Below are 23,278 nucleotides of genomic sequence, written 5' to 3' on the forward strand. Positions count from 1 at the left end.
TGCGCTACAATACCGGCCTTGGTCCGATCCGCCTCGATTTCGCGGTGCCGCTTGACCGGACGTCGGACGATCCCAGTTTTGCTTTCTACGTTGGCATAGGACAGGCGTTTTGACCCGGATTTTGGCAGCCCTTTTTCTTTTGCTCTTCGCAGCTCCGGCGCTCGCGCAGGATAGCGCCGAGGCGGAGAAATCTTATTTCCTGAGTTTCGTTCAGGATCAGCTGTCAACGCCGAACCGCCAGATCGTCATATCCAACATTCAGGGCGTACTCTCGTCTGAAGCAAGCATCGGCAGCATTACGATCGCCGACCGCGAAGGCATCTGGCTGAAGATAACCAATGCGAAAATCGTCTGGAGCCGTCTCGCTCTGCTGCGCGGGCGCCTCGACATCAACAGCCTTGGCGCCGAGCGGATCGATATCCTGCGCAAGCCGCTGCCCGATGAGAGCCTTCCGTCGCCGGAAGCCAAGGGCTTCAGCTTGCCGGAACTGCCGCTGGCTGTGATCCTGCAGGACCTGCAGATCGGGCGCATTGCCTTTGGTGACGGCGTTTTCGGTCTGAAGTCGGAAATCTCGCTGGCGGGCAATCTCAAGCTGGAAGGCGGATCACTCGATTCCAACTTGCAGGTGCAACGCCTCGATGGTCCCGGCGGTGAGTTCAAAATCAAGGCGGCCTATGCCAATGAAAGCCAGAAACTCGATCTCGATCTGACGCTGAACGAACCGCAGAACGGCATCGTTGCCAATCTCCTCAACATCGAAGGCAAGCCGCCCGTCGCGCTGGCGCTGAAGGGCTCGGGCCCCTTGAGCGACCTTGCCTTGCAGCTTACGCTCGATGCGGCCAGCAAGCGCGTGCTCACCGGCGAGACCAGGCTCAACCGCCAGAGCGACGGGCTTGGCTTCAAAACCACGCTCAATGGCGAGATCGCCACATTGATCCCGCCCGTCTTCCGCGATTTCTTCGGCAATGAAACGGCGCTTATTGTCAATGGCAAGCTGCGCGATGCCGGGGGTGTGGCGCTTGACCGGTTGAACATCAAGAGCAATGCACTTGCACTCGATGCAACCGGCGAGACCACCAATGACGGCTTCCTCCGCCGCTTGAAAGTCGATGCGACGATTGCTGATCCGACCGGCAAGAAAGTCATCCTGCCTGTGAAGGGCGGGCAGACTACGCTCGACAAGGCGGTGCTTGCGGTGGCCTACGGCACCAATCGGGGCGATGACTGGACCAGCAGCGTCGAGGTAACAAACTTCACATCGGACAGCTTTGCCTCGAAATCCATCAATCTTGTTGGGAAGGGGCTTGCCCAGAACATCGACAATCCCACAGCGCGCTCGCTGACCTATGATGTAACCGGCGATGTTTCCGGCATCACCGCCAAGCGCGCGGATATCGCCGAAGCGCTGGGTGAGCTTATTCAGCTCAAAATCAATGGCGACTGGAAAGCCGGAAGTCCTGTCAATCTCAAGCAGGCGCTGGTCGCCGCCAATGGCTTGAGCGCGTCGCTCACCGGCACCATCAACGATTTTGCCTATAGTGGTGACATTTTCGTCAAGGCCTCGAGCATCGCGCCGTTCTCCGCGCTGGCCGGCCGCGACATCACCGGCTCGATCGATCTGAAGGCCACTGGTCTCGTCGAGGTATTGACCGGCGGCTTTGACCTGATGCTTGACGGTTTCGCCACTGGCATGCAGCTCGGCATCGATGCGGCCGACAAGGTGCTTGCAGGCGAGACACGCATCACCGGTGGTCTGGCCCGCAACGCGAACGGCCTCAGTGCCAGGAATTTCAAGATTGTAAACCCGCAGACGTTGGTCACCGCCAACGGCACCTTCGCCAGCGGCGCGGCGAATTTCGATTTCGGTCTTGATCTGACCGACCTCGCCTTGCTTTCGCAAAAGGCCGGCGGTCCGCTGAAGGTCAAGGGCAGCGCCCGCGGCCAGGACAATATCATCGCCCTTGCCTTCAACGCCGGTGTGCCGGAGGGGACATTGTCCGGCCGCAAGTTGACGCAGGGCGACGTGACATTCAACGGTACGCTCTACAAGGGCGTCGTCGATGGCAAGCTCTCTGGCCTTGCGTTCCTGGATGGAATCCGCGCCGACCTTGCAACGCAAATCGCCCTGCACGAGGATGAGAAGCGTCTCAGCAATATCCAGTTCATTGCCGGCGGCACCCGGCTTCGCGGCGATGTCACGCAGGATAAAAAGGGTCTGCTTCAGGGCAATCTGACGCTGGCTTCCAGCGATGTGTCGACCGCCGCGGCACTGTTCCTCGTGGAGGCGACAGGCAAAGCCGATGCGACCATCGCACTCGCCCATGATGACGAAAAGCAGAATGTTGATATCAAGGGTCAGATCGACGGTTTGAAAGCCAATGACATCGTCGTCGGCAAGGCAGCGATCGCGCTGGCGGCGCAGGACATCTTCAAGGTTCCCTCAGCCAATGGTTCGGTGACGGCCTCCAATGTCTCGGCGTCCGGCATCGATATCACCAGCCTTGACGCGCAGGCGAATCAGGATGGAAAGATTACCAATTTCAAGATGAATGCCGGCCTGAACAATGGCGCCAGGACGTCCGTTGGCGGCTCGCTGCAGCCGACGGACACGGGCTACCTGCTGTCGCTGGCCAATGCCGATCTCACGCGCGGCGCACTGAGCGCCAGGCTGGTCCAGCCTGCCACGATCAATGTTGCCGGCAGCAATTTCTCACTCAGTGACATCATTCTCGATGTCGGCCAGGGCAAGGTGACGGTCAGCGGCGAAGTCGCTGAAACCCTCAACCTCGCCGTTGCCATCCAGAAGCTGCCACTCGACATTGCGAACACGGTCAAGCCGGATCTGGGCCTTGGCGGCGAGATCAACGGCACCGCGAAGATTGGAGGCACGCGCCAGAAGCCGGACGTCAATTTCGACGTAAAGGCCCGTGCCATCACCGCTGCCGCACTCAAGCAAGCCGGGCTCGACGCGCTCAATCTCGACGCGAAGGGTACTTCGACCACCGACCAGCTGAATGTCGATGCCCATCTGACTGGGGCCGGTGGGCTCGACGCCTCCGCCAAGGGTTCGGTGCCGCTTGCACAGGGCCAGCTTGGCGTCGATTTCGATCTCAAGAGTTTCCCGCTCAACGCATTGAACGGAGTCGTCAAGGGCCAGAACCTGGCCGGGAATATTTCTGGCCGTGGCCGTGTCACCGGCACATTGCAGAAGCCCAATGCCGCGTTCGACCTGAAGGGCGCGGGGCTTTCCGCCAAACCGCTGCAAGAAGCCGGCCTCTCGCCGTTGCAGCTGGCGGCCGCCGGACGCTTCGCCAACAACACGCTGACGCTTTCCTCGGCCAAGGCGGATGGGCCGCAAGGCTTCACAGTTTCCGCCAACGGCAATGTCCCTGCGTCGGGCTCTGGCCTTGGCATCAATATAACCGGCAATATTCCCCTGTCGCTAGCCAATCGCTTCATGGCGGATCGCGGCACGCAGGCAAAGGGCGCGATCGAAGTGACCGCATCGGTAACGGGCAGTTTCGCGCAACCGCAAATCCGCGGTACGTTCTCGACCAGCGGAGCCGAAGTGATCGATCCGCAGGCCAATATAAGGCTGCAGCGGATCACCCTGCTCGGCAGCATGGAAGGCAGAACCGTTACAATCCGCACGTTGAATGCCGCGCTTTCCACCGGCGGCACGATCAGTGCCACAGGTACGATTTCGACAGATGCGGCTGCCAATTTCCCGGCGAATATCGACATCAAGCTCGACAAGGCGCGCTATGCCGATGGCAATCTCGTGGTTGCTACGGTCACCGGCGCGCTCGCCGTCAAAGGGCCTCTGACCCGCGATCCGGTGATTTCCGGCAACATCAATATCGACCGCGCCGAAATCACTGTTCCGGAAAGCTTCGGCGGCTCTAGCGCGGTCATCGACGTCAAGCATAAGGACCCGTCAAAGGCCGTTGCACAGACATTGAAACGGGCCAAGGCCGACCAACCGCAAGTGACAACATCAACAGCTCGTCCCAGCGTCGTGCGACTCGATATCAACGTCACCGCACCCAACAAGATCTTCATCCGCGGTCGCGGGCTCGATGCGGAAATCGGAGGCTCTGTGCGTTTGACCGGCCCCGCCACCGATATCCAGCCGGTTGGCGCGTTCGACCTCATCCGTGGCCGCCTTGGCATCCTTGGCCAGCGCATCACCTTCACCGAAGGTCAGGTGACGCTGGTTGGCGATCTTGACCCTGAGCTGAACTTCGTCGCCAGCACGCAGGGCACCGACATTACCGTGAATGTCACGGTCAGGGGCCGTGTCTCGGACCTGCAGATCACCTTCTCGTCCCAACCGGAACTGCCGCAGGACGAGGTGATGGCGCGGCTGATCTTCAACCGCTCGATCAGCGAACTGTCGCCGCTACAGGTTGCCCGTCTGGCCGCTGCCGCAGCAGAACTTGCCGGCCGGTCGAATTCCTCGCTGCTCGACAGCCTGCGCAAGAGCACTGGCCTTGACGATCTCGATGTGGTGACCGACAGCCAGGGCAACGCCGGAGTGCGCGCCGGCCGCTACATCCGCGACAATGTCTATCTGGGTGTTGAAGCTGGCGCCGCGGGAAAGACCAAGGGTACAATCAATCTCGATATCACGCCAAACTTGAAGGCCAAGGGTTCCGTCGGCAGCGATGGCGATTCCGGCGCTGGCCTGTTCTTCGAGAAAGATTACTGAGAGAAAACGCCCGGCTCCAAGCAACGGCTCCCCATCGCACTCCGGTAAAGCTCACGGCCGGCGGAGGGGCGGAACCCGGCTAAATCGTTAAGAAACTCTAAACGAAATTCCTCTAATTGGTTGAAAATTAAGCGAAAAAATTCCATTTCTCCGTGTCGCGCAATGTGCGTGCAATTTTCAACTGCGAGATAGAACCGGTCTTTCGGGCAATTGGTTGCGCGGATCATTGCGAGCGAGAGACATCCGAACCGGAGCATGACTGCCCCAAAAGGTCTGCTCTTAGAGCGTCAATCTGTGCATCGATGTGTCACCGGACAGCTGAGCGACGATGCACGCCTATGTGTTGGAGTAATGCGATGTCCTCTCAAAGAATCATGATCCTGGCGGCAGGTATGCTTGCATTTGCCGCGAACGGCCCAGCCACTGCGGCTGATCTCTACGACACGTCTCCTGCCTACAATAACCCTCCAGCCTTCCAATGGAGCGGTGCCTACATAGGAGCGCATGGCGGCACGGCTTTCACCAAAATGCCCAACCCCTTTGCGGACAGGAATGGGGTCAGCGGTGGCGTTCAGGCCGGCTACAACTACCAGATGGGCCCCGCGGTTCTGGGTGCCGAAATCGAAGGCTCTTACCTTGGCGGCGCGCAGCACAAGGTAGAGGGAGGCAAGGTCGAGGAAAAATGGCGTGGCGCTGCCAAGGCCAAGGCCGGTCTGAGCTTCGACCAGACCTTGCTTTACGCAATAGAGGCGTGGCGCTAACCAAATTCGACAAGGGCGATAATCTGCGTGGAAGCGACGGTTGGAAACCCGGTTATCTGGCAGGTGCCGGTATCGAGCAGGCCTTTGCCGGTGGACTCTCCGCCAAGGTAGAATACAACTATGTCCGCACGCCCAATGTGGAAACGACATCCGCCCTCGGCAAGTCGGAAACCGATATCGCTAGCCATGAACTGAAAGCCGGGCTCAACTACCGGTTTTAGTATGATGGGTGGGGGGAATAGGATTATTGAGCCATAGTCTTGCATTTCCATCGTGCGTGGCTCGAACCACGCACGATACGAGTGCAGGACCAATTATCCCTGTACAACCTCTTGCCGCTGCTCGCCCAGACCTTCGATGCCAAGGGTGATTACGTCGCCGGCTTTCAGGAACACGTTGGGCTTCTGGCCAAGGCCGACGCCTGGCGGCGTGCCGGTCGAGATGATATCGCCCGGGTGCAGGCTCATGAATTGCGACAGGTATGAGACCAGATATTTGACGCCGTAAACCATCGTTGCGGACGAGCCGTTCTGGTAGCGGTGGCCATTGACCTCGAGCCACATCTTCAGGTTCTGCGGATCCTCGATCTCATCCTTGGTCACGAGCCAGGGGCCGGTCGGGCCAAAGGTGTCGCAGCTCTTGCCCTTGGTCCATTGGCCCTGACGTTCGGCCTGGAAAGCGCGTTCAGACACATCATTGATCAGGCAATAGCCGGCTACATAATCCAGCGCCTCGTCTTCGCTGACATATTTCGCATGCTTGCCGATGACCACGCCAAGTTCAACTTCCCAGTCGGTCTTCAGCGACTCGCGCGGAATTTCCACGTTGTCATTCGGGCCGACGATGGCCGAGGTGGCCTTCATGAAGATGATTGGCTCCGGCGGCACCTTGGCCCCGGTCTCGGCCGCATGGTCGGAGTAGTTGAGGCCGATGCAGATGAACTTGCCCGTTCCAGCCACGCAGGGCCCGTAGCGGGTCACGTCGACTTCTGGCAGCGAGGCAGGATCGATCGCCGCGAGCTTCTTCAGTCCCTCCGGCGAAATCGCTTCACCGGCGATGTCTTTCACGCGTCCGGAGAGATCGCGAACCTTGCCATCCGTGTCGACAAGACCCGGCTTTTCCTGACCGGCAGGACCATAGCGCACAAGTTTCATGGAATAACCTTTCTAGCTTGGGATCAGTAGGTGGCACGGCCACCGGAAATATCGAAGACGGCGCCCGTCGTGAACGAGCATTCCTCGCTGGCGATCCAGGTGATCAGCGACGCCAGCTCTTCGACCTTGCCGAAGCGCTGCATGGGAATCTTTGCGAGCATATAGTCGATAAAGGACGGCTGCAGCTGCTGGAGGATCGGCGTGTCGACCGTTGCCGGCGTGATCGCATTGACGGTGATGCCGTCGCTGACGAGTTCCTTGCCGAGCGATTTAGTGAGGCCGATCACAGCTGCCTTGGACGCGCTATAGGCCGAGGCATTGGGGTTGCCCTCCTTGCCGGCAATCGACGCGACATTGACGATGCGACCGTAGCCTGCCCTTTGCATGATCGGCACGACGAAACGATTGCAATAAAACACGCCGTTCAGGTTGATATCGAAGACCCGCTTCCACTGGTCGATCGGATAGTCGGCGACCTTGGCATTGGGTCCCGTGATGCCGGCGGAACACACCAATACATCGATCTTGCCATAGGCCCTGGCCGTTTCCCGCGCCGCCTTCTCCACCTGGTCCGGGTCCGCAACGTCGAGGCCTATGCCATGCGCCGCAGCGCCGAGCGCGCCTTTGGCCTCGTCGATCTTCGCGGTATCGACATCCCAGAGGCTGACCGTGCCGCCCTCCGACACGATCCGCTCCGCCGTCTTGAAGCCGATGCCCGAGGCGCCACCGGTAATGACCGCGTGCCGCCCCTCATAGCGCCGTATGGAATTCGCCATGCTGCTTTTGTTCCTCCCCGTGAGCAGATCAGTGATTGTCGCGCGGCAGTCCCTTCGTCTGGGCGATCCGCTGGAATTCGACCGCAGGTTTTAGCACCATGCCTTCGTCCAGTTGACCGACCATGCCGCGCTGGATTGCCTGCCACGGTGTCTGGCTCGCCGGATACTTGTACCCACCTGCTGCCCTAAGATCGTCCTTGCGCTTCTGCAACTCCTCATCGTCGATAAGGATATCTGCCGTGCCCTTCCTGAGGTCGATGCGCAGATGATCGCCCGACCGCACCAAAGCCAGTCCACCATTGAGCGCAGCTTCGGGTGAAGCATTGAGAATGGATGGCGAGCCGGAGGTGCCGGATTGGCGTCCATCACCAAGGCAGGGGAGGGCGTGAATGCCCATCTTCAGCAGATATGCCGGTGGCTGCATGTTGACGACTTCCGCCGCGCCGGGATAGCCAATCGCACCGGTGCCGCGCATGATCAGAATGCTGTTCTCATTGAGCGCAAGCTTGGGATCGTCGATACGGTGATGATAGTCCTCTGGCCCGTCGAAAACTTCGGCGATGCCTTCGAATGCCTCGGGATCATCCGGGTTGGAAAGGTAGCGCTCGCGGAACTCGTCTGAAATCACGCTGGTCTTCATGATGGCGCTGTCGAAGAGATTGCCTTTCAGGTTGATGAAGCCGGCCTTCTTCTTCAGTGGCGCATCATAGGGCTTGATGACGTCGGTGTTGAGATTTTCGGCGTTCTCGCAGTTTGCGCCAATGCTCTTGCCGTTGACGGTCAGGGCACCGGGATGCGGCAGCTTGCGCGCCTTCATCAGTTCGGCAACCACGGCGGGAACGCCGCCCGCGCGATGATAGTCCTCGCCAAGATATTCGCCCGCCGGCTGCAGATTGACCAGCAGCGGCACATCATGACCGATGGCCTGCCAATCGTCATTGTCGAGCGGGATATCGAGGTGACGGGCGATGGCGTTCAGATGGATCGGCGCATTCGTCGAACCGCCAATCGCGGAATTGATGACGATGGCATTTTCGAAGGCTGCGCGCGTCATGATATCCGATGGCTTCAGATCTTCGCGCACCATGTCGACGATGCGCTTGCCGGTCTCATAGGCCGCCTGTCCGCGTTCGCGATAGGGAGCGGGGATGGCCGCGCCGCCCGGCAATTCCATGCCGAGCGCTTCGGCCAGCGAATTCATCGTCGTTGCCGTACCCATTGTGTTGCAATAGCCGACGGAGGGCGCGGAGGAGGCGACGATGTCCATGAACTGGTCGTAATTGATCTCGCCAGAGGAAAGCTTCTCGCGCGACTTCCACACGATTGTGCCGGAGCCGGTACGTTCGCCGCGGTGCCAGCCGTTGAGCATCGGACCGACGGAAAGGGCGATTGCCGGAATATTCACGGTCGCAGCGCCCATCAGCATTGCAGGTGTAGTCTTGTCGCAGCCTATGGTCAGGACAACGCCATCGAGCGGGTAGCCGAACAGCACTTCCACAAGGCCGAGATAGGCAAGGTTGCGGTCGAGCGCTGCACCGGGACGCTTGCCCGTTTCCTGGATGGGATGCACCGGAAACTCGAAGGGAATACCGCCTGCTGCGACAATGCCATCACGCACCCGTTTGGCGAGCTCGATATGGTGGCGGTTGCATGGCGACAGGTCAGAGCCGGTCTGGGCGATGCCAATGATCGGCTTGCCAGATTGCAATTCTTCACGTGTCAGGCCGTAGTTGAGATAGCGCTCGAGATAAAGCGCCGTCATTCCCGGATTGTCGGGATTGTCCCACCATTCCTGCGAACGGAGTTTTTTCGGGGCTTTGGACGTCGTCATTTGAAAGAAACTCCAGCTATTCCTTGACCGCGCCGGTCATGGAAGAAACGTAATAGTCGACAAAAAACGAGTAGAGAATGACGACGGGCAACGACCCGAAGAGGGCGCCTGCCATCAGTGAACCCCACTCGAAAACATCCCCTCGCACCAGTTCCGTCAGGACGCCGACCGGGACAGTCTTGTTTTCCGAGGATTGGATGAAGGTCAGTGCATAGATGAACTCATTCCACGATAAAGTGAAGGCAAAAATGCCGGCCGAGATCAATCCCGGCACCGCCAGCGGCAATATGACCCTGATGAGGATCTGCCAGCGCGATGCGCCGTCGACGAGGGCGCTCTCTTCGAGTTCGAATGGGATCGAGCGGAAGTAACCCATCAAGAGCCATGTGCAGAACGGAATGAGGAAGGTCGGATAGGTGAAGATCAGCGCCAGCTTGGTATCATAGATGCCGAATTTGAAGACGATCACTGCCAGGGGAATGAACAGGATCGATGGCGGCACAAGATAGGCGAGGAAGATCATCAGGCCGACCGAGCGCGAGCCCGAGAAGCGCACGCGTTCGATGGCATAGGCGGCTAAGACCGAAGCTGCCAGTGACAATGCAGTCGCGCAAACCGAGACGACCAAGGTGTTCCACAACCAACCCGGATAGGAGGTTTCGAACAGCAGATATTTGATATGGTCGAGCGTCGGTCCCACCACCCAGAACGGGCTGTAATTGCTGTAGTCCGTCAGCTGCGAATTGGGTTTCACCGCCGTGATCGCCATCCAGTAGAACGGGAACAGCAGCACGAAGACGAAAACCGCAAGCGGCAGGTAGAGGACGACGATGCGGCGCGGCAGCCGGTTTAGATAGCTCATGCCCTGTGCATCGTCGGTCAGCGGCTGGATATTGGTCTGTTCGGAAATGCTCATGATAACTCTCCTCCTCGCCGCGCTCAGTCTTGTCCGCCCTGTTGCCATTTGCGGCGCTGCAGGCCGAAGAATGAGAACAGGATCGAGGCTAGCAGGAAGGGGATCATGGCAACCGCGATCGCCGCGCCTTCGCCAAGCTGGCCACCGGGAATACCGCGCTGGAACGACAGCGTCGCCATGAGGTGCGTGGCGTTGACCGGGCCGCCCTTGGTCAAAACATAAATCAGCTGGAAATCGGTGAAGGTGAACAGCACCGAGAATGTCATGACCACGGCGATGATAGGCGTCAGCATCGGCAGGGTGATGAAGCGGAAACGTTGCCAGCCGGTGGCGCCGTCAAGCGAGGCGGCTTCGTGCAGCGATTGCGGAATGGTCTGCAGGCCGGCAAGCAGTGAAATCGCGACAAAGGGAATGCCGCGCCAGACATTGGCGGCAATCACCGAAATACGCGCATTGGTCGGGTCACCGAGGAAGTTGATCGGGCTGTGGATCCAGCCGAGTTTCATCAGCGACCAGGAAATGATCGAGAACTGCGCATCGTAGATCCACCAGAAGGCAAGCGCCGACAAGACGGTCGGAACCACCCAGGGCAAGAGAATGATGGCGCGGAAAAAGGATTTGAATGGCAGGTGCTCGTTGAGGATCAGCGCCAGCCACAGGCCAAAGATGAATTTGAGGATCGACGCGATAAGCGTGTAGAACACGGTGTTGTAGACCGCCATCCAGAAGACGGAATCGCTGGCTAGCGCCTGATAGTTTTCGAGGCCGATGAAGATGCCATCGCGGCCGATCTTCGCATCGGTAAATCCAAGCCAGACACCGAGACCCAGCGGGTAGGTGAGAAAGCAGAGGAGAAACGCCGCGGCCGGCAACATGAACAGCGCGCCGATCGCCGTGTTGCTGCGGGCGAGGGAGCCGAAGGCGGATTCCTGTCTTGCGGTTTGCGTCATTGTCATCGGATGTCTCCGGTTTCCTCGTCAGCAATGATTTGGCCTTTCGCTGTCCAGGAGAACGGCGAAAGGCCGGTTGCATTGCCTAGACGTTGTAATAGCGGTTGGCTCGCTTTTCGGCCTGGGCGATGGCGTCTTCCGCCGTCATCTGACCGGTCACGGCTGTTGCGTACATGTCGACCAGCACATAATCGGCCATGACGCCGGCGGACGCCGTTCCGAGCGGGCCAGCATAGCCGTTCGGCCGCAGGCTTTCCGAAGCCTTGGCATAGGCCGCGTGGATCGGGTTCGATTTCCACACCGGATTGGCCGCAAATTCCTTGAGCGGCTGGCAGCAGTAGGCGCTGGCGCCCTCGATCCAGGCATTCATGTTGTCGGCCTGATACATGAACTGCAGATAGGCCTTGGCCGCTTCCGGATATTTGGTGTGCTTGAAGATGGAGATCGTCGAGGTCTGGTGCAGTTCGACCGATTGGCCGACCGGCCCGATGGGCAGGTTGGTCGAGCGCATATCCTCGGCGATCGCTGCCATGGCGGGGTCTTTCTTGGCGGTGTAATAAACCGAAACGCCATTGGCGGTCAGCGATATCTGCCCCGCTAGGAACGCGCGGTTGTTGTTGACGTCCTGCCAGCTTTCCGTACCCGGAATGAAGGTCTTGTAGAGTTCCTGCGCATATTTGACCGACGCCAGCGTCTCTGGGCTGTTGATCACAACCTTGCCGCTCTCGTCGACCATCTTGCCGCCATGGCTCCACAAAAGCCAGTGCGCGTAATTGTTGCCGTCGCCCACTGCCTTGCCGTGGGGGAAGCCTGCGGGCGTTCCCTTGGCATGCATCGCCTTGCACAGTTCAAGGAAGCCCGCCGTATCCTTCGGGAATTCGCTGAAGCCTGCGGCCTTCACGTGGCTGTCACGATAGACAACGGCATTGCCGATCGCACAAAGCGGAAGCGCGATGAACTTGCCGTCCCGCTTGGCATAGCCTTCAAGGCCCGAATACCAGCCGCCATGCGTCTTGCCGAGATATTCGCCGAGTTCGCTCACTTCGATCAGCTTGTCCGGATATTGCTGCGGATCGTCGAACCAGCTCATCACCATGTCCGGCCCCGTGCCGACATTGGCGGCAACGGCAGCTTTCGGGCGAACATCCTCCCAGCTTTCCTTGTCGATACGCACCTGCACGCCGGTGGCGTCGGTGAACTTCTTGGTGTTGGCGAGCCATGCGGCCTCTTCTGCGGGAACGAACGGCACCCAGCGCAAGAGACGAAGCGTTGCGCCTTCCTCCGGCTTGTAGGCAGGGGCCGATTGGGCGAAAGCAGGGCTTAGGCCGAGCCGGTTCAGCCCTGCAGCGGCAACGAGCCCGGCAGATGCGCCGAGAAGATGTCTTCTGTTGATGGTCATTGATGCTCCTCCATTTAACGACCGAATGGACACTGGCCCCCTTCAAAATGCTCCCACATTCTGGGCCAATTGGATCGGGGAACTTTTCACCGCGGCCTGTTTCCCCGAATGGCAGGCGCAGCTTAGGTAACTCTCAGACGAGGCGTTTGCCAGTCTCCGCATCGAACAGGTACGTCGCCTCCGCATGAATCGACAGGCCGACGATTTCGCCCGGGCGCGCGCTGATGCGCTGATGGAAAACGCCGGTTATATCGTCGCCGCCGATCCGCATGATCATCTGCGTTTCCGAGCCTGTCGGTTCGATAACCACCACTTCGGCAGGGATGCCGCCATTGGCGATCGTCATGTGCTCCGGGCGCAGCCCATAGATCAGCGCACGTCCCCTGGCGCTTTCCGGAGCTTTGGCCACCGGCAGAACTACACCCTTTTCGGTAATGAATTTTTCCCCATCACTCGGGTCGAGCTTGCCCTTGATCATGTTCATTGCCGGCGAACCGATAAAGCTTGCGACGAAGAGATTGGCCGGCTGGTCATAGAGTTCAAGCGGCGCGCCGATCTGCTCGACGACGCCCTCATGCATGACCACGATCTTGTCGGCCATGGTCATGGCTTCGATCTGGTCGTGTGTAACGTAGACAGTGGTTGTCTTCAGACGCTGGTGCAATTCCTTGATCTCTGCCCGCATGGCAACGCGCAGCTTGGCGTCAAGGTTCGACAACGGTTCGTCGAAGAGGAAAACCTGCGGATCGCGCACGATAGCGCGGCCCATGGCAACGCGCTGGCGCTGGCCGCCGGAAAGCTGGCGCGGAAAGCGATCGAGAAGATGCGTGAGGCCAAGAATTTCCGCTGCAGGTCTGACCCGTTTTTCAATCTCGGATTTGGGCGCACCCTTAAGCGTCAGGGAGAAGGCCATATTGTCGGCGACCGTCATGTGCGGATAAAGCGCATAGTTCTGGAACACCATGGCGATGTCGCGTTCTTTCGGCGCGAGACCATTGACGACCTTTCCGCCAATGCGGATCTCGCCGGCTGAAATATTCTCAAGCCCCGCCAGCATGCGCAGGAGTGTGGACTTTCCACAGCCTGACGGGCCGACGAGAATGACGAATTCGCCATCATCAATCTCGATATCAACGCCCTTGATTACCGGATGTGTCCCGAATGATTTTCGTACGTCGGCGAATTCGACAGATGCCATGCCCGTTCCTCCAGATTTATCGTTGACGATGCTTCTCCCAAAGCGCCGTCCAGTCTCTCTATCCTCTTCCGACCAGCGGCATTTTCGTCGCCATGATCGTCATGGTCAGCACATTGGCCTCAAGCGGCAGGCTGGCCATATGAACCACCGCGTCGCCGATATGATGCGCCGGGATTGTCGGCTCGCTTGCCGTCTCGCCATTGGCCTGCAGCACACCGCTCGCCATCTTCGATGTCATCTCGGTCGTCGCATTGCCAATGTCGATCTGACCGCAGGCAATATCGAACGGCCGGCCATCCAGCGCCGTCGATTTGGTGAGACCAGTGACTGCGTGTTTCGTCGCCGTATAGGGCGCGGAATAGGGGCGCGGTGTTTGCGCCGAAATGGAACCATTGTTGATGATGCGCCCGCCGCGCGGCGACTGTGCCTTCATCAATTTCATAGCCTGCTGCGTGCACAGGAAGACGCCGGTCAGGTTGGCGCCAACGATGGCGTTCCAATGGTCGAAGGTGAGTTCTTCCATCGGGATGTTTGGTACATTGACCCCGGCATTGTTGACGAGAAGGTCCAGCCGTCCGAACTCGGATTTGATCGCCTCGAATAGCGCTGCAACCGATATCGGGTCGCTAACGTCGGCAGTGATCGCCTTGACATTGCCATTTGTCTCGGCGGCGAGCGCCTTTGCTGCATCATCGAGCACGTCCTTGCGCCGGCCAGAGATCACGACCGTATAGCCTGCGCCAAGCAATGCACTGGTAATGGCCCTGCCGACACCGGTGCCGCCGCCGGTCACCAATGCGATCTTGCCTTTGCCCGAGTTTTCCTTGGTCATGCTGGAATCTTTCCACCCAGTTCGTCTTCGATGTGTGCCTTGATAATGTCATCAAAGGCTGTTTCTGCCTTGAAGCCAAGCTTTGTTGCGCGCGTCGTGTCAAAATCTGTCGCCCAGCCTGCAACGATCTTCTGGATCGTCGGATCCGGTTCGCGCCGGATCAGCTTGACCGCCTTTTCACCCGCGACGCGCTCCAATGCGGCGATTTCCTCCCCGACCAATGCGGAAAGGCCCGGCATGGAAAGATTGCGCCGTGCACCAACATTGTCCAAGTCGAGCGTGGCTGCATGAATGAAGAATCCCACTGCCGAGCGCGGGCTGGCAAACCAGTGGCGAACATTTTCGTCGACCGGCAGGATTGCTTCCTGCCCGGCAAGGGGTTCGCGCAGGATATTGGAGAAGAAGCCAGAGGCTGCCTTGTTCGGCTTGCCGGGGCGAATGCAGATCGTCGGAAGACGAATACCAATCCCGTCAAAGAAGCCACGGCGGCTGTAATCGGACAGAAGAAGTTCGGAGATTGCCTTCTGCGTGCCATAACTGGTCAGCGGGGTTGTAAAGAACTCATCGCCAATCTTGTCAGGGAACGGTGTGCCAAACACGGCAATCGATGAGGCGAATACCACGCGCGGCCTGTAGGGAGCCTTGTTCCCCTCCAGGCGGATCGCCTCGAACAGGGCACGCGTACCGTCGAGATTGACCTTGTAGCCCTTTTCGAAATCGGCTTCAGCTTCGCCGGAGACGATGGCCGCCAGATGGAAGATCATGTCGGGGCGTCCGGCAATCAGCGAGTCCGCAACGCCAGGGTCAGAAAGGTCCGCCGCCTTGGTCGCCGAAATGACTGCGAACACAGTTGGCGCAACAGGTTCAAAGACGTCGACCAGCGTCAGCTTGTCGATATCTGCGCCCAGCGCGCCGGGCTCAGCCGCGATCTTGTCCAGCAATTTGCGGCCAACCATTCCGGCTGCGCCGATAACGAGCACATGCATATGCGATAAACCTCCCTGCAGGCCTCTCCTCAGGCGCCTATAAGCGCTGTCAAAAACCAACCTATGACAGCGCTGTCATAAAGTTATGCATAATGACTAGCATTCATCAAGCGTTTTATGGTAGCGCTGTCATTATTCTTTTCTGACGCACTGGATTGGGGAGGCCATGTCGCGCAAACGCAACGCTCACCGAAGTCCCGACATGCCGACCTTGGTCGATGTCGCGCGGCTGGCAGGCGTAAGCGAAATTACCGCGTCGCGCGTCGTCCGTGCCCAGGGACCGATAGCCGACGCAACCCGCGCGCGCGTGCTCAACGCTATTGAGAAGCTCGGTTATATCCCAAACCGCGCCGCAGGAAGCCTCGCTTCTGCCGGATCCACATTGATGAGCGTCCTTTTGCCTTCGCTCTCCAACATCGTCTTTCCGGACGTGCTGCGTGGAATCCATACGGCACTTACAGAAACGGCGTTTCAACCGGTAATCGGCGTGACGGATTATGATCCGCTGATCGAGGAACGCATTCTTGTCTCGTTCCTGGCCTGGCAGCCGGCAGCGGTGATCCTCGCCGGGCTTCATCATACGCCGACCGCACGCCGCCATCTCGAGCATGGAAGGTTCCGCGTTGCCGAACTCATGGATATTGACGGCGACCCAGTCGATATCGCTGTTGGTATGTCGCACCGTCAGGCCGGTTATGACACTGGGCAGCACCTTATCCAACGCGGCTATCGTCGCTTCGGCTATGCGGGACATAGTGTCGTCTTTGACGATCGTGCCACAGCCCGCTACGAGGGGTTGCGCGCTTCATTGCAGGAAGCCGGGCTCTCATTGGTGGCCGAACATCGTCATCCGGGCCCAAGTTCGACCATGGCCGGGCGTGATTCGCTGGAGATTCTTCTCGCTACTGAGCCCGGGCTCGATGTGGTGGTGTTTCCCAATGATGATATGGCGATGGGCGGAATTTTCCACTGTATGCATACCGGGATTACCGTCAGGGAGCAGCTTGGAATATTCGGCTTCAACGGGCTCGATATCGGTCAGGCAATGTCCATGCCGCTGTCTACGATCCTCTCTAAGCGCTTCCTGATCGGCAAGACCGCGGCCGAGAAGCTGCTCGAAAGCCGTGAGCGGCCTTTGGAAAAAACCATCATCAATACGGGCTTCGATATTATCGAGGGAGCGACCGCGTAACCGCAAACTAGCCGGTTTCGCTTTGTCTCCAATTGACAGGAACGCATTTTCGTTTTCGTATAACATACCGGGAAAACGAAAATGAAAGTACTTGCCATGTTCCTTTCACCAAGACACGCCGAAATTCTGGAAATGGCCAAAGAGCATGGCCGGGTCCTGGTGGATGATCTCGCCGTTCATTTCAACCTGACGCCGTAGACCATACGCAAGGATCTCAACGACCTGTGCGATCAGCGTCTGCTCACCCGCATTCACGGCGGCGCATTGTTTCCTTCCGGCATCCAGAACCTCGAATATGAAGCGCGCAGGCAGATTGCCGCGAGCGAGAAGGAAGCAATCGGCCGTGCTGCGGCGAACCTTATCCCGGACAATGCCTCGCTGTTCGTCAATATCGGAACAACGACCGAAGCAGTGGGGCAGGCGCTGCTTGACCGCAAGGGTTTGATGATAATCACAAATAATATCAATGTTGCCAATAAGTTACGCGTTTACCCGGATCTCGAGGTGGTGATTGCCGGCGGCGTCGTACGCGGTTCGGATGGCGGAATTGTCGGCGAGGCCGCCGTCGATTTCATTCGTCAGTTCAAGGTGGATTTCGCTGTCATCGGCACCTCTGCCATCGACAGCGACGGTGCGTTGCTCGATTTCGATTTTCGCGAAGTCAAGGTTGCACAGGCGATCATGGCCAATGCGCGCCACGTGATTCTGGTTTCTGACTCGACGAAATTCGAGCGCACGGCGCCCGTGCGCATCGGCCACCTGTCGCAGGTTCACACCTTTATCACCGATCGCTGCGAAAGCGCGGCAATCCGCCAGATTTGCGCTGATGCTGATGTTCGCCTCATCGAAACATCGGTTTGACGGGGCACTTGTGCAGGTTTGCGATGCACGCTATAGTTCATTTTAGTTTCGTATTGCTTTCGTAAATATATCATGTATCTTTCGCAATTGCGAGGGGATGGTGCGTTGCGAAATAGGGAGGCAAGGTTTGACTGGTGAAGTCTACGACATCTTCGTTGTCGGCGGTGGCATCAATGGATGCGGCATCGCGCGTGACGCTGTTGGTCGTGGCTACTCGGTCTTTCTGGCCGAAATGAACGATCTGGCCAGCGGCACGTCTTCTGGTTCCACCAAGCTCATCCATGGCGGCCTGCGCTATCTCGAATATTACGAGTTCAGGCTGGTGCGTGAATCGCTGATGGAGCGCGAAGTGCTCTGGGCCAATGCGCCGCATATCATCTGGCCGATGCGCTTTGTCCTGCCTCACCATGCCGGCCTTCGCCCGGCCTGGCTTCTGCGGCTTGGTCTCTTCCTTTACGATCACATTGGCGGGCGCAAGAAGCTTCCGGCGACGCGGACGCTGGACATGACCCGCGATCCGGCTGCGAAGCCGCTGAAGTCGCTCTACACCAAGGCCTTCGAATATTCCGATTGCTGGGTCAATGATGCCCGCTTCGTCGCCCTGAATGCCCGCGATGCGGCAGATCGCGGCGCGGTCATCCGCACCCGCACAAAGGTCATTAGTGCCCGCCGCGACGCCAATGTCTGGGCGCTGACCCTGCAGGATGGCCTGACCGGCGCCACCGAGGAAGTCCGCTCGCGCCTTTTGGTCAATGCCGCGGGCCCTTGGGTTGATGAGGTACTGACCGGAGTGATCGGCAGCAACAATGCGCACAATGTCCGCCTCGTGCAGGGCAGCCATATCGTCGTGAAGAAGAAATTCGATGATCCGCGCGCCTATTTCTTCCAGAATACCGACGGCCGCATTATCTTCGCCATCCCCTACGAGCAGGATTTCACCCTCATCGGCACCACCGATCAGGATTATCACGGCAATCCGGCCGAGGTGAAAATCAGCGATGCCGAGATCGACTATCTCTGCGCTGCCGCCAGCGAATATTTTGTCGAGCCGGTCAAGCGTGAACATGTCGTGTGGACCTACTCCGGCGTCCGTCCGCTTTATGATGACGGTGCATCGAAGGCGCAGGAAGCCACGCGCGATTATGTCCTGAAGGCCGATGCACCGGAAGGCCGGGCGCCGCTCCTCAACATTTTCGGCGGCAAGATCACCACCTATCGCCGCCTGTCGGAGCATATGCTGGAAAAGATCGAAGACCAGCTCGGCAAGAAGGGCAAGCCCTGGACCGCGAACGGTACGCTGCCAGGCGGCGATTTCGCGGCGACGGCCTTCGATGCCGAATTGCAAAAACTCAAGGCCGACTACCCGTTTCTCGACGCCCGTCATGCGCACCGCCTGTTCCGGCTATACGGCACCAAGGCGCGCGTGTTGCTTGGCAAGGCGGCGTCGACCGAGGATCTCGGCAAGCATTTCGGCTCGGATCTCTACGAGGCGGAAGTGCGCTACCAGATCAAGTACGAATGGGCGGTAACCGCGCAGGATGTCTTGTGGCGGCGCACCAAGAAGGGTTTGCATCTGACCGCTGACGAAGCAGTCGCGCTCGATCGTTTCATGCAGGATGCGGTCGACCGGCGGCGCAGGCTCGCGGCGGAATAGATTGGATTGAAGCGGGGGGCAATGTGGACGCAGGTGTCTGCACTGTCCCAGGGAGGAACTGGAATGCTGGAATTGCGGAACGTATCCAAGGTAGTGGGTGGCAAGCCCCATCTCAGCGATATTTCGCTGACTTTGGAACATGCGACGCTGAATGTCCTGCTCGGGCCGACCCTGTCCGGCAAGACCAGTCTCATGCGCATTATGGCCGGGCTCGACGTGCCGACTTCCGGCTCGGTCTGGTTCGACGGCAAGGATGTGACCGACGTACCGGTGCAGAAGCGCTCCGTTGCCATGGTCTATCAGCAGTTCATCAATTATCCCGCCTTCACGGTCTACGAGAACATTGCCTCGCCGATGCGCGTTGCCGGCGCTGACAGCGCAACGATCGACCGCGAAGTGCGCAAGGCTGCAGAACTTCTGAAACTCACACCCTATCTCGACCGCACGCCGCTCAATCTTTCCGGCGGACAGCAGCAGCGTACCGCGCTGGCCCGCGCTATCGTCAAGAACGCCAAGCTTGTGCTGCTCGACGAGCCGCTGGCCAATCTCGACTACAAGTTGCGCGAGGAGCTGCGCCAGGAACTCCCGAAGATCTTTGCCGAATCCGGCACGATATTCGTCTATGCCACCACTGAGCCGCATGAAGCGCTGCTGCTTGGCGGCAATACCGCGGCCCTGTCTGAAGGCCGTATCACCCAGTTCGGGCCAACCATCGACGTCTTCCGCAAGCCGGATGATCTGATCACCGCACAGACGTTCGCCGATCCGCCGCTTAACACCATTGCGCTGGCCAAGTTCGGCAAGGCATTCCAGCTGGAGGGCGGTGTCGCCCTGCCGGTACCCACCCACTTGTCGGATATTGCCGATGGCACCTACACGATCGGCTTCCAGCCGCATCATGTCGCCAACCGTCGCAGCAACCCCGGCGAGATCGGCCTGAAGGCAACGGTCACCGCAACAGAAATCACCGGCTCGGAAAGTTATGTTCATCTGTCCTTTGCCGATGCGCGCTGGACCATGCTGACGCACGGCATCCACGTCTATACGCCGGACGAGGTGATCGACATATTCATCGACCCGCGCAACCTGATGATTTTCGACGCGAGCGGCAATTCCGTCACCCGCCTCCAGAAACTGGCGGCATAGGGGGCAACCATGGCACGCATCGATCTCAACCATATCCGCCACGCCTACGGCCCCAATCCGAAATCGGACAAGGACTACGCGCTGAAGGAAGTGCACCATAGCTGGGAGGATGGCGGCGCCTATGCGCTGCTCGGCCCGTCCGGCTGCGGCAAGACCACCCTGCTCAACATCATTTCCGGGTTGATCCATCCCTCCCACGGACAATTGCTGTTCAACGGCGAGGACGTCACCAACCTCTCCACCCAGGAGCGCAACATCGCACAGGTGTTCCAGTTCCCGGTCATCTACGACACGATGACCGTCTACGACAATCTCGCCTTCCCCTTGCGCAATCGCGGTGTGCCGGAAGCGGAAATCGACCGCAAGGTGCGCGAAACGCTGGAAATGATCGATCTAGCCAGCTGGGCCAAGAAGAAGGCACGCGGCCTGACGGCCGATCAGAAGCAGAAGATCTCGCTCGGCCGCGGCCTCGTACGCTCCGATGTCAACGCCATCCTGTTCGATGAACCACTGACGGTTATCGATCCGCACATGAAATGGGTGCTGCGATCGCAGCTGAAACAGCTGCATCAGCGCTTTGGCTACACCATGGTCTATGTCACGCACGACCAGACGGAGGCACTGACCTTCGCCCAGAAGGTCGTCGTCATGTATGATGGCGAGATCGTTCAGATTGGCACGCCTGAAGAGCTCTTCGAGCGGCCAAAGCACACATTTGTCGGCTATTTCATCGGCTCACCAGGCATGAACGTCATGCCTGTGAAGCTTTCGGGCGGCATGGCCCAGATCGGCAGCCATCAGATCCAGCTGCCGTCACCGGCGATGCCCACGCAAGCTGGCAAGGTCGAACTCGGGATTCGTCCGGAATATGTGCGGCTTGGACGCCTCGGCATGCCGGTCAAGATCGCCAAGATCGAGGATATCGGCCGGCACAGGATCGTCCGTACCCGCCTTGAAAATCAGGACATCGCCGTCATCGTCGGCGAGGGTGAAGAAATTCCCGCCGAACCGCATATCGCCTTCGATCCGAAGGGCATCAATATCTACGCCGACAGCTGGCGGGTTGGAGGACAATAGCCATGGAAAAAACCTGGAACAACAAAGCCTGGTTCATGGTCCTGCCGGTCCTGCTGCTAGTAGCCTTTTCAGCGGTCATCCCGCTGATGACCGTGGTCAATTATTCGGTACAGGATACGTTCGGCAACAACCAGTTCTTCTGGGCCGGAACCGAATGGTTTGACGAAATCCTGCATTCCGAGCGCTTCCACGCTGCCCTCGGGCGCAATCTGATCTTCTCTTTCATCATCCTTGCGATCGAGATACCACTCGGCATCGTCATCGCGCTCAACATGCCGCGCAAGGGCTGGGGCGTTCCCGTCTGCCTTGTGCTTATGGCGCTGCCTCTGCTCATCCCGTGGAATGTTGTCGGCACGATCTGGCAGGTGTTCGGCCGTGTCGACATCGGGCTCCTTGGCCATACACTGGAAAGCCTCGGCATCAACTACAATTATGTGCAGAACCCGACACATGCCTGGTTCACCGTGATCATCATGGATGTCTGGCACTGGACGAGCCTCGTCGTGCTCCTGTGCTATGCTGGTCTTGTCTCGATCCCCGACGCCTTCTATCAGGCCGCGAAAATCGATGGCGCGTCGCGTTGGGCGGTATTTCGTTACATCCAGCTGCCGAAGATGAACCGCGTTTTGCTCATCGCCGTACTCCTGCGGTTCATGGACTCATTCATGATCTATACGGAGCCGTTCGTTGTTACCGGCGGCGGGCCCGGCAATTCGACCACCTTCCTGTCGATTGACCTGGTCAAGATGGCGGTCGGTCAGTTCGACCTCGGGCCGGCAGCGGCGATGTCGATTATCTACTTCCTGATCATCCTGCTGATGTCATGGGTGTTCTACACTGTCATGACCAACTACGATGCGGAGCGCTGAAATGAGTGTGCACAACGAAACACTTGCACGCACAAGCGAGCGGCCGGAAGCCGAACAGCGGCAGATCGACAAGGCGCTGGCGCGAAAGATGCGCAAGCGCGGCGATGAATCCAAGTTCTGGTGGCTCATCCCGACCCTTTACATCATCTTCCTGATGCTACCGATCTACTGGCTCATCAATATGAGCTTCAAGACCAATCAGGAAATCCTCGGTGCTTTCTCCCTCTGGCCGCAAAGCCCGACACTGCATAATTACGCAGTCATCTTCACTGATCCGTCGTGGTACAAGGGGTATATCAATTCCATCATCTATGTGGTGATGAACACTGTGATCTCGGTTCTGGCGGCCCTGCCGGCTGCCTATGCTTTCTCGCGCTACCGCTTTCTGGGCGACAAGCATCTGTTTTTCTGGCTGCTGACAAACCGCATGGCGCCGCCCGCGGTATTCGCGTTGCCGTTTTTCCAGCTCTACTCGGCCTTTGGTCTCATCGACACCCATATTGCTGTGGCGCTGGCGCATTGCCTGTTCAACGTACCGCTCGCCGTCTGGATCCTCGAAGGCTTCATGTCGGGCGTTCCGAAAGAGATCGACGAAACGGCCTATATTGACGGCTATTCCTTCCCGCGTTTCTTTGTGAAGATCTTTATCCCGCTGATCGCCAGTGGTATCGGCGTGGCGGCATTCTTCTGCTTCATGTTCTCATGGGTGGAATTGCTGATCGCCCGCACCCTGACGACGACTGCCGCAAAGCCGATCGCCGCCATCATGACGCGCACGGTTTCCGCCTCCGGTCTGGATTGGGGCGTGCTCGCCGCCGCCGGCGTGTTGACCATCATTCCCGGTGCAATCGTTATCTATTTCGTCCGCAATTACATCGCCAAGGGCTTTGCCCTGGGGAGGGTATGATGAACTTTTCATGGATGGCATGGACACTGCCGACAGCGCTGTTCTTCCTGACGATCCT

17 protein-coding genes and 2 pseudogenes are annotated in these 23,278 nt (G+C 58.8%); 10 read left to right on the plus strand and 9 right to left on the minus strand.

The annotated features are described in order from the left end of the window. The 3 genes and pseudogenes from AAAC48_RS06705 to AAAC48_RS06715 form a co-directional block, all read left to right on the plus strand. The coding region (locus tag AAAC48_RS06705) for a BamA/TamA family outer membrane protein (RefSeq protein ID WP_340653454.1) at positions 1–113 on the plus strand (113 nt) is incomplete at its 5' end. Then, positions 110–4,711 carry a translocation/assembly module TamB domain-containing protein gene (locus tag AAAC48_RS06710; RefSeq protein ID WP_340653439.1) on the plus strand — a complete coding sequence of 1,534 codons (4,602 nt, stop codon included), beginning with the start codon at positions 110–112 and terminating at the stop codon, positions 4,709–4,711. The genes AAAC48_RS06705 and AAAC48_RS06710, both read left to right, overlap by 4 nt. A 356-nt stretch (positions 4,712–5,067) precedes the next feature. After that, positions 5,068–5,693 (plus strand): annotated as a pseudogene (locus AAAC48_RS06715) (outer membrane protein). A 93-nt stretch (positions 5,694–5,786) separates the two neighbouring features. Here AAAC48_RS06715 and AAAC48_RS06720 read toward each other — a convergent pair. The 9 genes from AAAC48_RS06720 to denD all read right to left on the minus strand — a co-directional run bounded on the left by AAAC48_RS06720 (position 5,787) and on the right by denD (position 15,514). Further along, the gene (locus AAAC48_RS06720) at positions 5,787–6,626 is read right to left on the minus strand and encodes a fumarylacetoacetate hydrolase family protein (RefSeq protein WP_340653440.1); all 840 of its coding nucleotides are present in this window, start codon (positions 6,624–6,626) and stop codon (positions 5,787–5,789) included. 23 nt (positions 6,627–6,649) lie between these two features. Beyond that, a complete protein-coding gene (locus AAAC48_RS06725; protein ID WP_340653441.1) occupies positions 6,650–7,402 on the minus strand; it encodes an SDR family NAD(P)-dependent oxidoreductase in 753 nt (250 codons plus the stop codon). A 28-nt stretch (positions 7,403–7,430) separates the two neighbouring features. Then, positions 7,431–9,233: an IlvD/Edd family dehydratase gene (locus AAAC48_RS06730; RefSeq protein ID WP_340653442.1), complete on the minus strand. Its 1,803-nt coding sequence runs from the start codon at positions 9,231–9,233 to the stop codon at positions 7,431–7,433. Positions 9,234–9,249: 16 nt separating this feature from the next. Beyond that, entirely contained in the window at positions 9,250–10,149 is a 900-nt protein-coding gene (locus AAAC48_RS06735) for a carbohydrate ABC transporter permease (RefSeq protein WP_340653443.1), read from the minus strand. A gap of 23 nt (positions 10,150–10,172) precedes the next feature. Then, the gene (locus AAAC48_RS06740; RefSeq protein ID WP_340653444.1) at positions 10,173–11,105 is read right to left on the minus strand and encodes a sugar ABC transporter permease; all 933 of its coding nucleotides are present in this window, start codon (positions 11,103–11,105) and stop codon (positions 10,173–10,175) included. A 79-nt stretch (positions 11,106–11,184) separates the two neighbouring features. Then, entirely contained in the window at positions 11,185–12,498 is a 1,314-nt protein-coding gene (locus AAAC48_RS06745) for an ABC transporter substrate-binding protein (protein WP_340653445.1), read from the minus strand. Positions 12,499–12,631: 133 nt separating this feature from the next. Further along, positions 12,632–13,696, minus strand: a complete 1,065-nt coding sequence (gene ugpC / locus AAAC48_RS06750; protein WP_340653446.1) for a sn-glycerol-3-phosphate ABC transporter ATP-binding protein UgpC — start codon at positions 13,694–13,696, stop codon at positions 12,632–12,634. 58 nt (positions 13,697–13,754) lie between these two features. Further along, a complete protein-coding gene (locus AAAC48_RS06755) occupies positions 13,755–14,528 on the minus strand; it encodes an SDR family oxidoreductase (protein WP_340653447.1) in 774 nt (257 codons plus the stop codon). Next, positions 14,525–15,514, minus strand: coding sequence for a D-erythronate dehydrogenase (gene denD, locus AAAC48_RS06760; protein ID WP_340653448.1), 990 nt, complete (start codon positions 15,512–15,514; stop codon positions 14,525–14,527). The genes AAAC48_RS06755 and denD overlap by 4 nt, the downstream gene beginning before the upstream one ends. Before the next feature lie 166 nt (positions 15,515–15,680). Here denD and AAAC48_RS06765 point away from each other — a divergent pair, with 166 nt between their 5' ends. The 7 genes and pseudogenes from AAAC48_RS06765 (at position 15,681) to AAAC48_RS06795 (ending at position 23,220) form a co-directional block, all read left to right on the plus strand. Then, on the plus strand, positions 15,681–16,706 hold the full coding sequence (locus AAAC48_RS06765) for a LacI family DNA-binding transcriptional regulator (protein WP_340653449.1): 1,026 nt from the start codon (positions 15,681–15,683) through the stop codon (positions 16,704–16,706). Positions 16,707–16,802: 96 nt separating this feature from the next. After that, positions 16,803–17,567: pseudogene (locus AAAC48_RS06770) on the plus strand (DeoR/GlpR family DNA-binding transcription regulator). 97 nt (positions 17,568–17,664) lie between these two features. After that, entirely contained in the window at positions 17,665–19,221 is a 1,557-nt protein-coding gene (gene glpD / locus AAAC48_RS06775; protein WP_340653450.1) for a glycerol-3-phosphate dehydrogenase, read from the plus strand. A 63-nt stretch (positions 19,222–19,284) separates the two neighbouring features. Beyond that, positions 19,285–20,367: an ABC transporter ATP-binding protein gene (locus AAAC48_RS06780; protein WP_340653451.1), complete on the plus strand. Its 1,083-nt coding sequence runs from the start codon at positions 19,285–19,287 to the stop codon at positions 20,365–20,367. Positions 20,368–20,376: 9 nt separating this feature from the next. Then, entirely contained in the window at positions 20,377–21,444 is a 1,068-nt protein-coding gene (locus tag AAAC48_RS06785; RefSeq protein ID WP_340653452.1) for an ABC transporter ATP-binding protein, read from the plus strand. A gap of 2 nt (positions 21,445–21,446) precedes the next feature. Beyond that, positions 21,447–22,313 carry a sugar ABC transporter permease gene (locus tag AAAC48_RS06790; RefSeq protein ID WP_340653453.1) on the plus strand — a complete coding sequence of 289 codons (867 nt, stop codon included), beginning with the start codon at positions 21,447–21,449 and terminating at the stop codon, positions 22,311–22,313. An 88-nt stretch (positions 22,314–22,401) separates the two neighbouring features. Beyond that, positions 22,402–23,220 carry a carbohydrate ABC transporter permease gene (locus AAAC48_RS06795; RefSeq protein ID WP_340653455.1) on the plus strand — a complete coding sequence of 273 codons (819 nt, stop codon included), beginning with the start codon at positions 22,402–22,404 and terminating at the stop codon, positions 23,218–23,220. Positions 23,221–23,278 lie beyond the last annotated feature (58 nt).

This window comes from Phyllobacterium sp. (assembly GCF_037994405.1).
Lineage (GTDB): Bacteria > Pseudomonadota > Alphaproteobacteria > Rhizobiales > Rhizobiaceae > Phyllobacterium.

What these genes read in the sequence shown, in the direction of transcription:
- AAAC48_RS06765 (WP_340653449.1), top strand. Translation starts at nt 15,681, where the DNA reads ATGTCGCGCAAACGCAACGCTCACCGAAGTCCCGACATGCCGACCTTG.
- ugpC (WP_340653446.1), bottom strand. Translation starts at nt 13,696, where the DNA reads ATGGCATCTGTCGAATTCGCCGACGTACGAAAATCATTCGGGACACAT.
- AAAC48_RS06735 (WP_340653443.1), bottom strand. Translation starts at nt 10,149, where the DNA reads ATGAGCATTTCCGAACAGACCAATATCCAGCCGCTGACCGACGATGCA.
- denD (WP_340653448.1), bottom strand. Translation starts at nt 15,514, where the DNA reads ATGCATGTGCTCGTTATCGGCGCAGCCGGAATGGTTGGCCGCAAATTG.
- glpD (WP_340653450.1), top strand. Translation starts at nt 17,665, where the DNA reads ATGGTGCGTTGCGAAATAGGGAGGCAAGGTTTGACTGGTGAAGTCTAC.
- AAAC48_RS06790 (WP_340653453.1), top strand. Translation starts at nt 21,447, where the DNA reads ATGGAAAAAACCTGGAACAACAAAGCCTGGTTCATGGTCCTGCCGGTC.
- AAAC48_RS06720 (WP_340653440.1), bottom strand. Translation starts at nt 6,626, where the DNA reads ATGAAACTTGTGCGCTATGGTCCTGCCGGTCAGGAAAAGCCGGGTCTT.
- AAAC48_RS06740 (WP_340653444.1), bottom strand. Translation starts at nt 11,105, where the DNA reads ATGACAATGACGCAAACCGCAAGACAGGAATCCGCCTTCGGCTCCCTC.
- AAAC48_RS06785 (WP_340653452.1), top strand. Translation starts at nt 20,377, where the DNA reads ATGGCACGCATCGATCTCAACCATATCCGCCACGCCTACGGCCCCAAT.
- AAAC48_RS06780 (WP_340653451.1), top strand. Translation starts at nt 19,285, where the DNA reads ATGCTGGAATTGCGGAACGTATCCAAGGTAGTGGGTGGCAAGCCCCAT.
- AAAC48_RS06745 (WP_340653445.1), bottom strand. Translation starts at nt 12,498, where the DNA reads ATGACCATCAACAGAAGACATCTTCTCGGCGCATCTGCCGGGCTCGTT.
- AAAC48_RS06725 (WP_340653441.1), bottom strand. Translation starts at nt 7,402, where the DNA reads ATGGCGAATTCCATACGGCGCTATGAGGGGCGGCACGCGGTCATTACC.
- AAAC48_RS06730 (WP_340653442.1), bottom strand. Translation starts at nt 9,233, where the DNA reads ATGACGACGTCCAAAGCCCCGAAAAAACTCCGTTCGCAGGAATGGTGG.
- AAAC48_RS06755 (WP_340653447.1), bottom strand. Translation starts at nt 14,528, where the DNA reads ATGACCAAGGAAAACTCGGGCAAAGGCAAGATCGCATTGGTGACCGGC.
- AAAC48_RS06795 (WP_340653455.1), top strand. Translation starts at nt 22,402, where the DNA reads ATGCGCAAGCGCGGCGATGAATCCAAGTTCTGGTGGCTCATCCCGACC.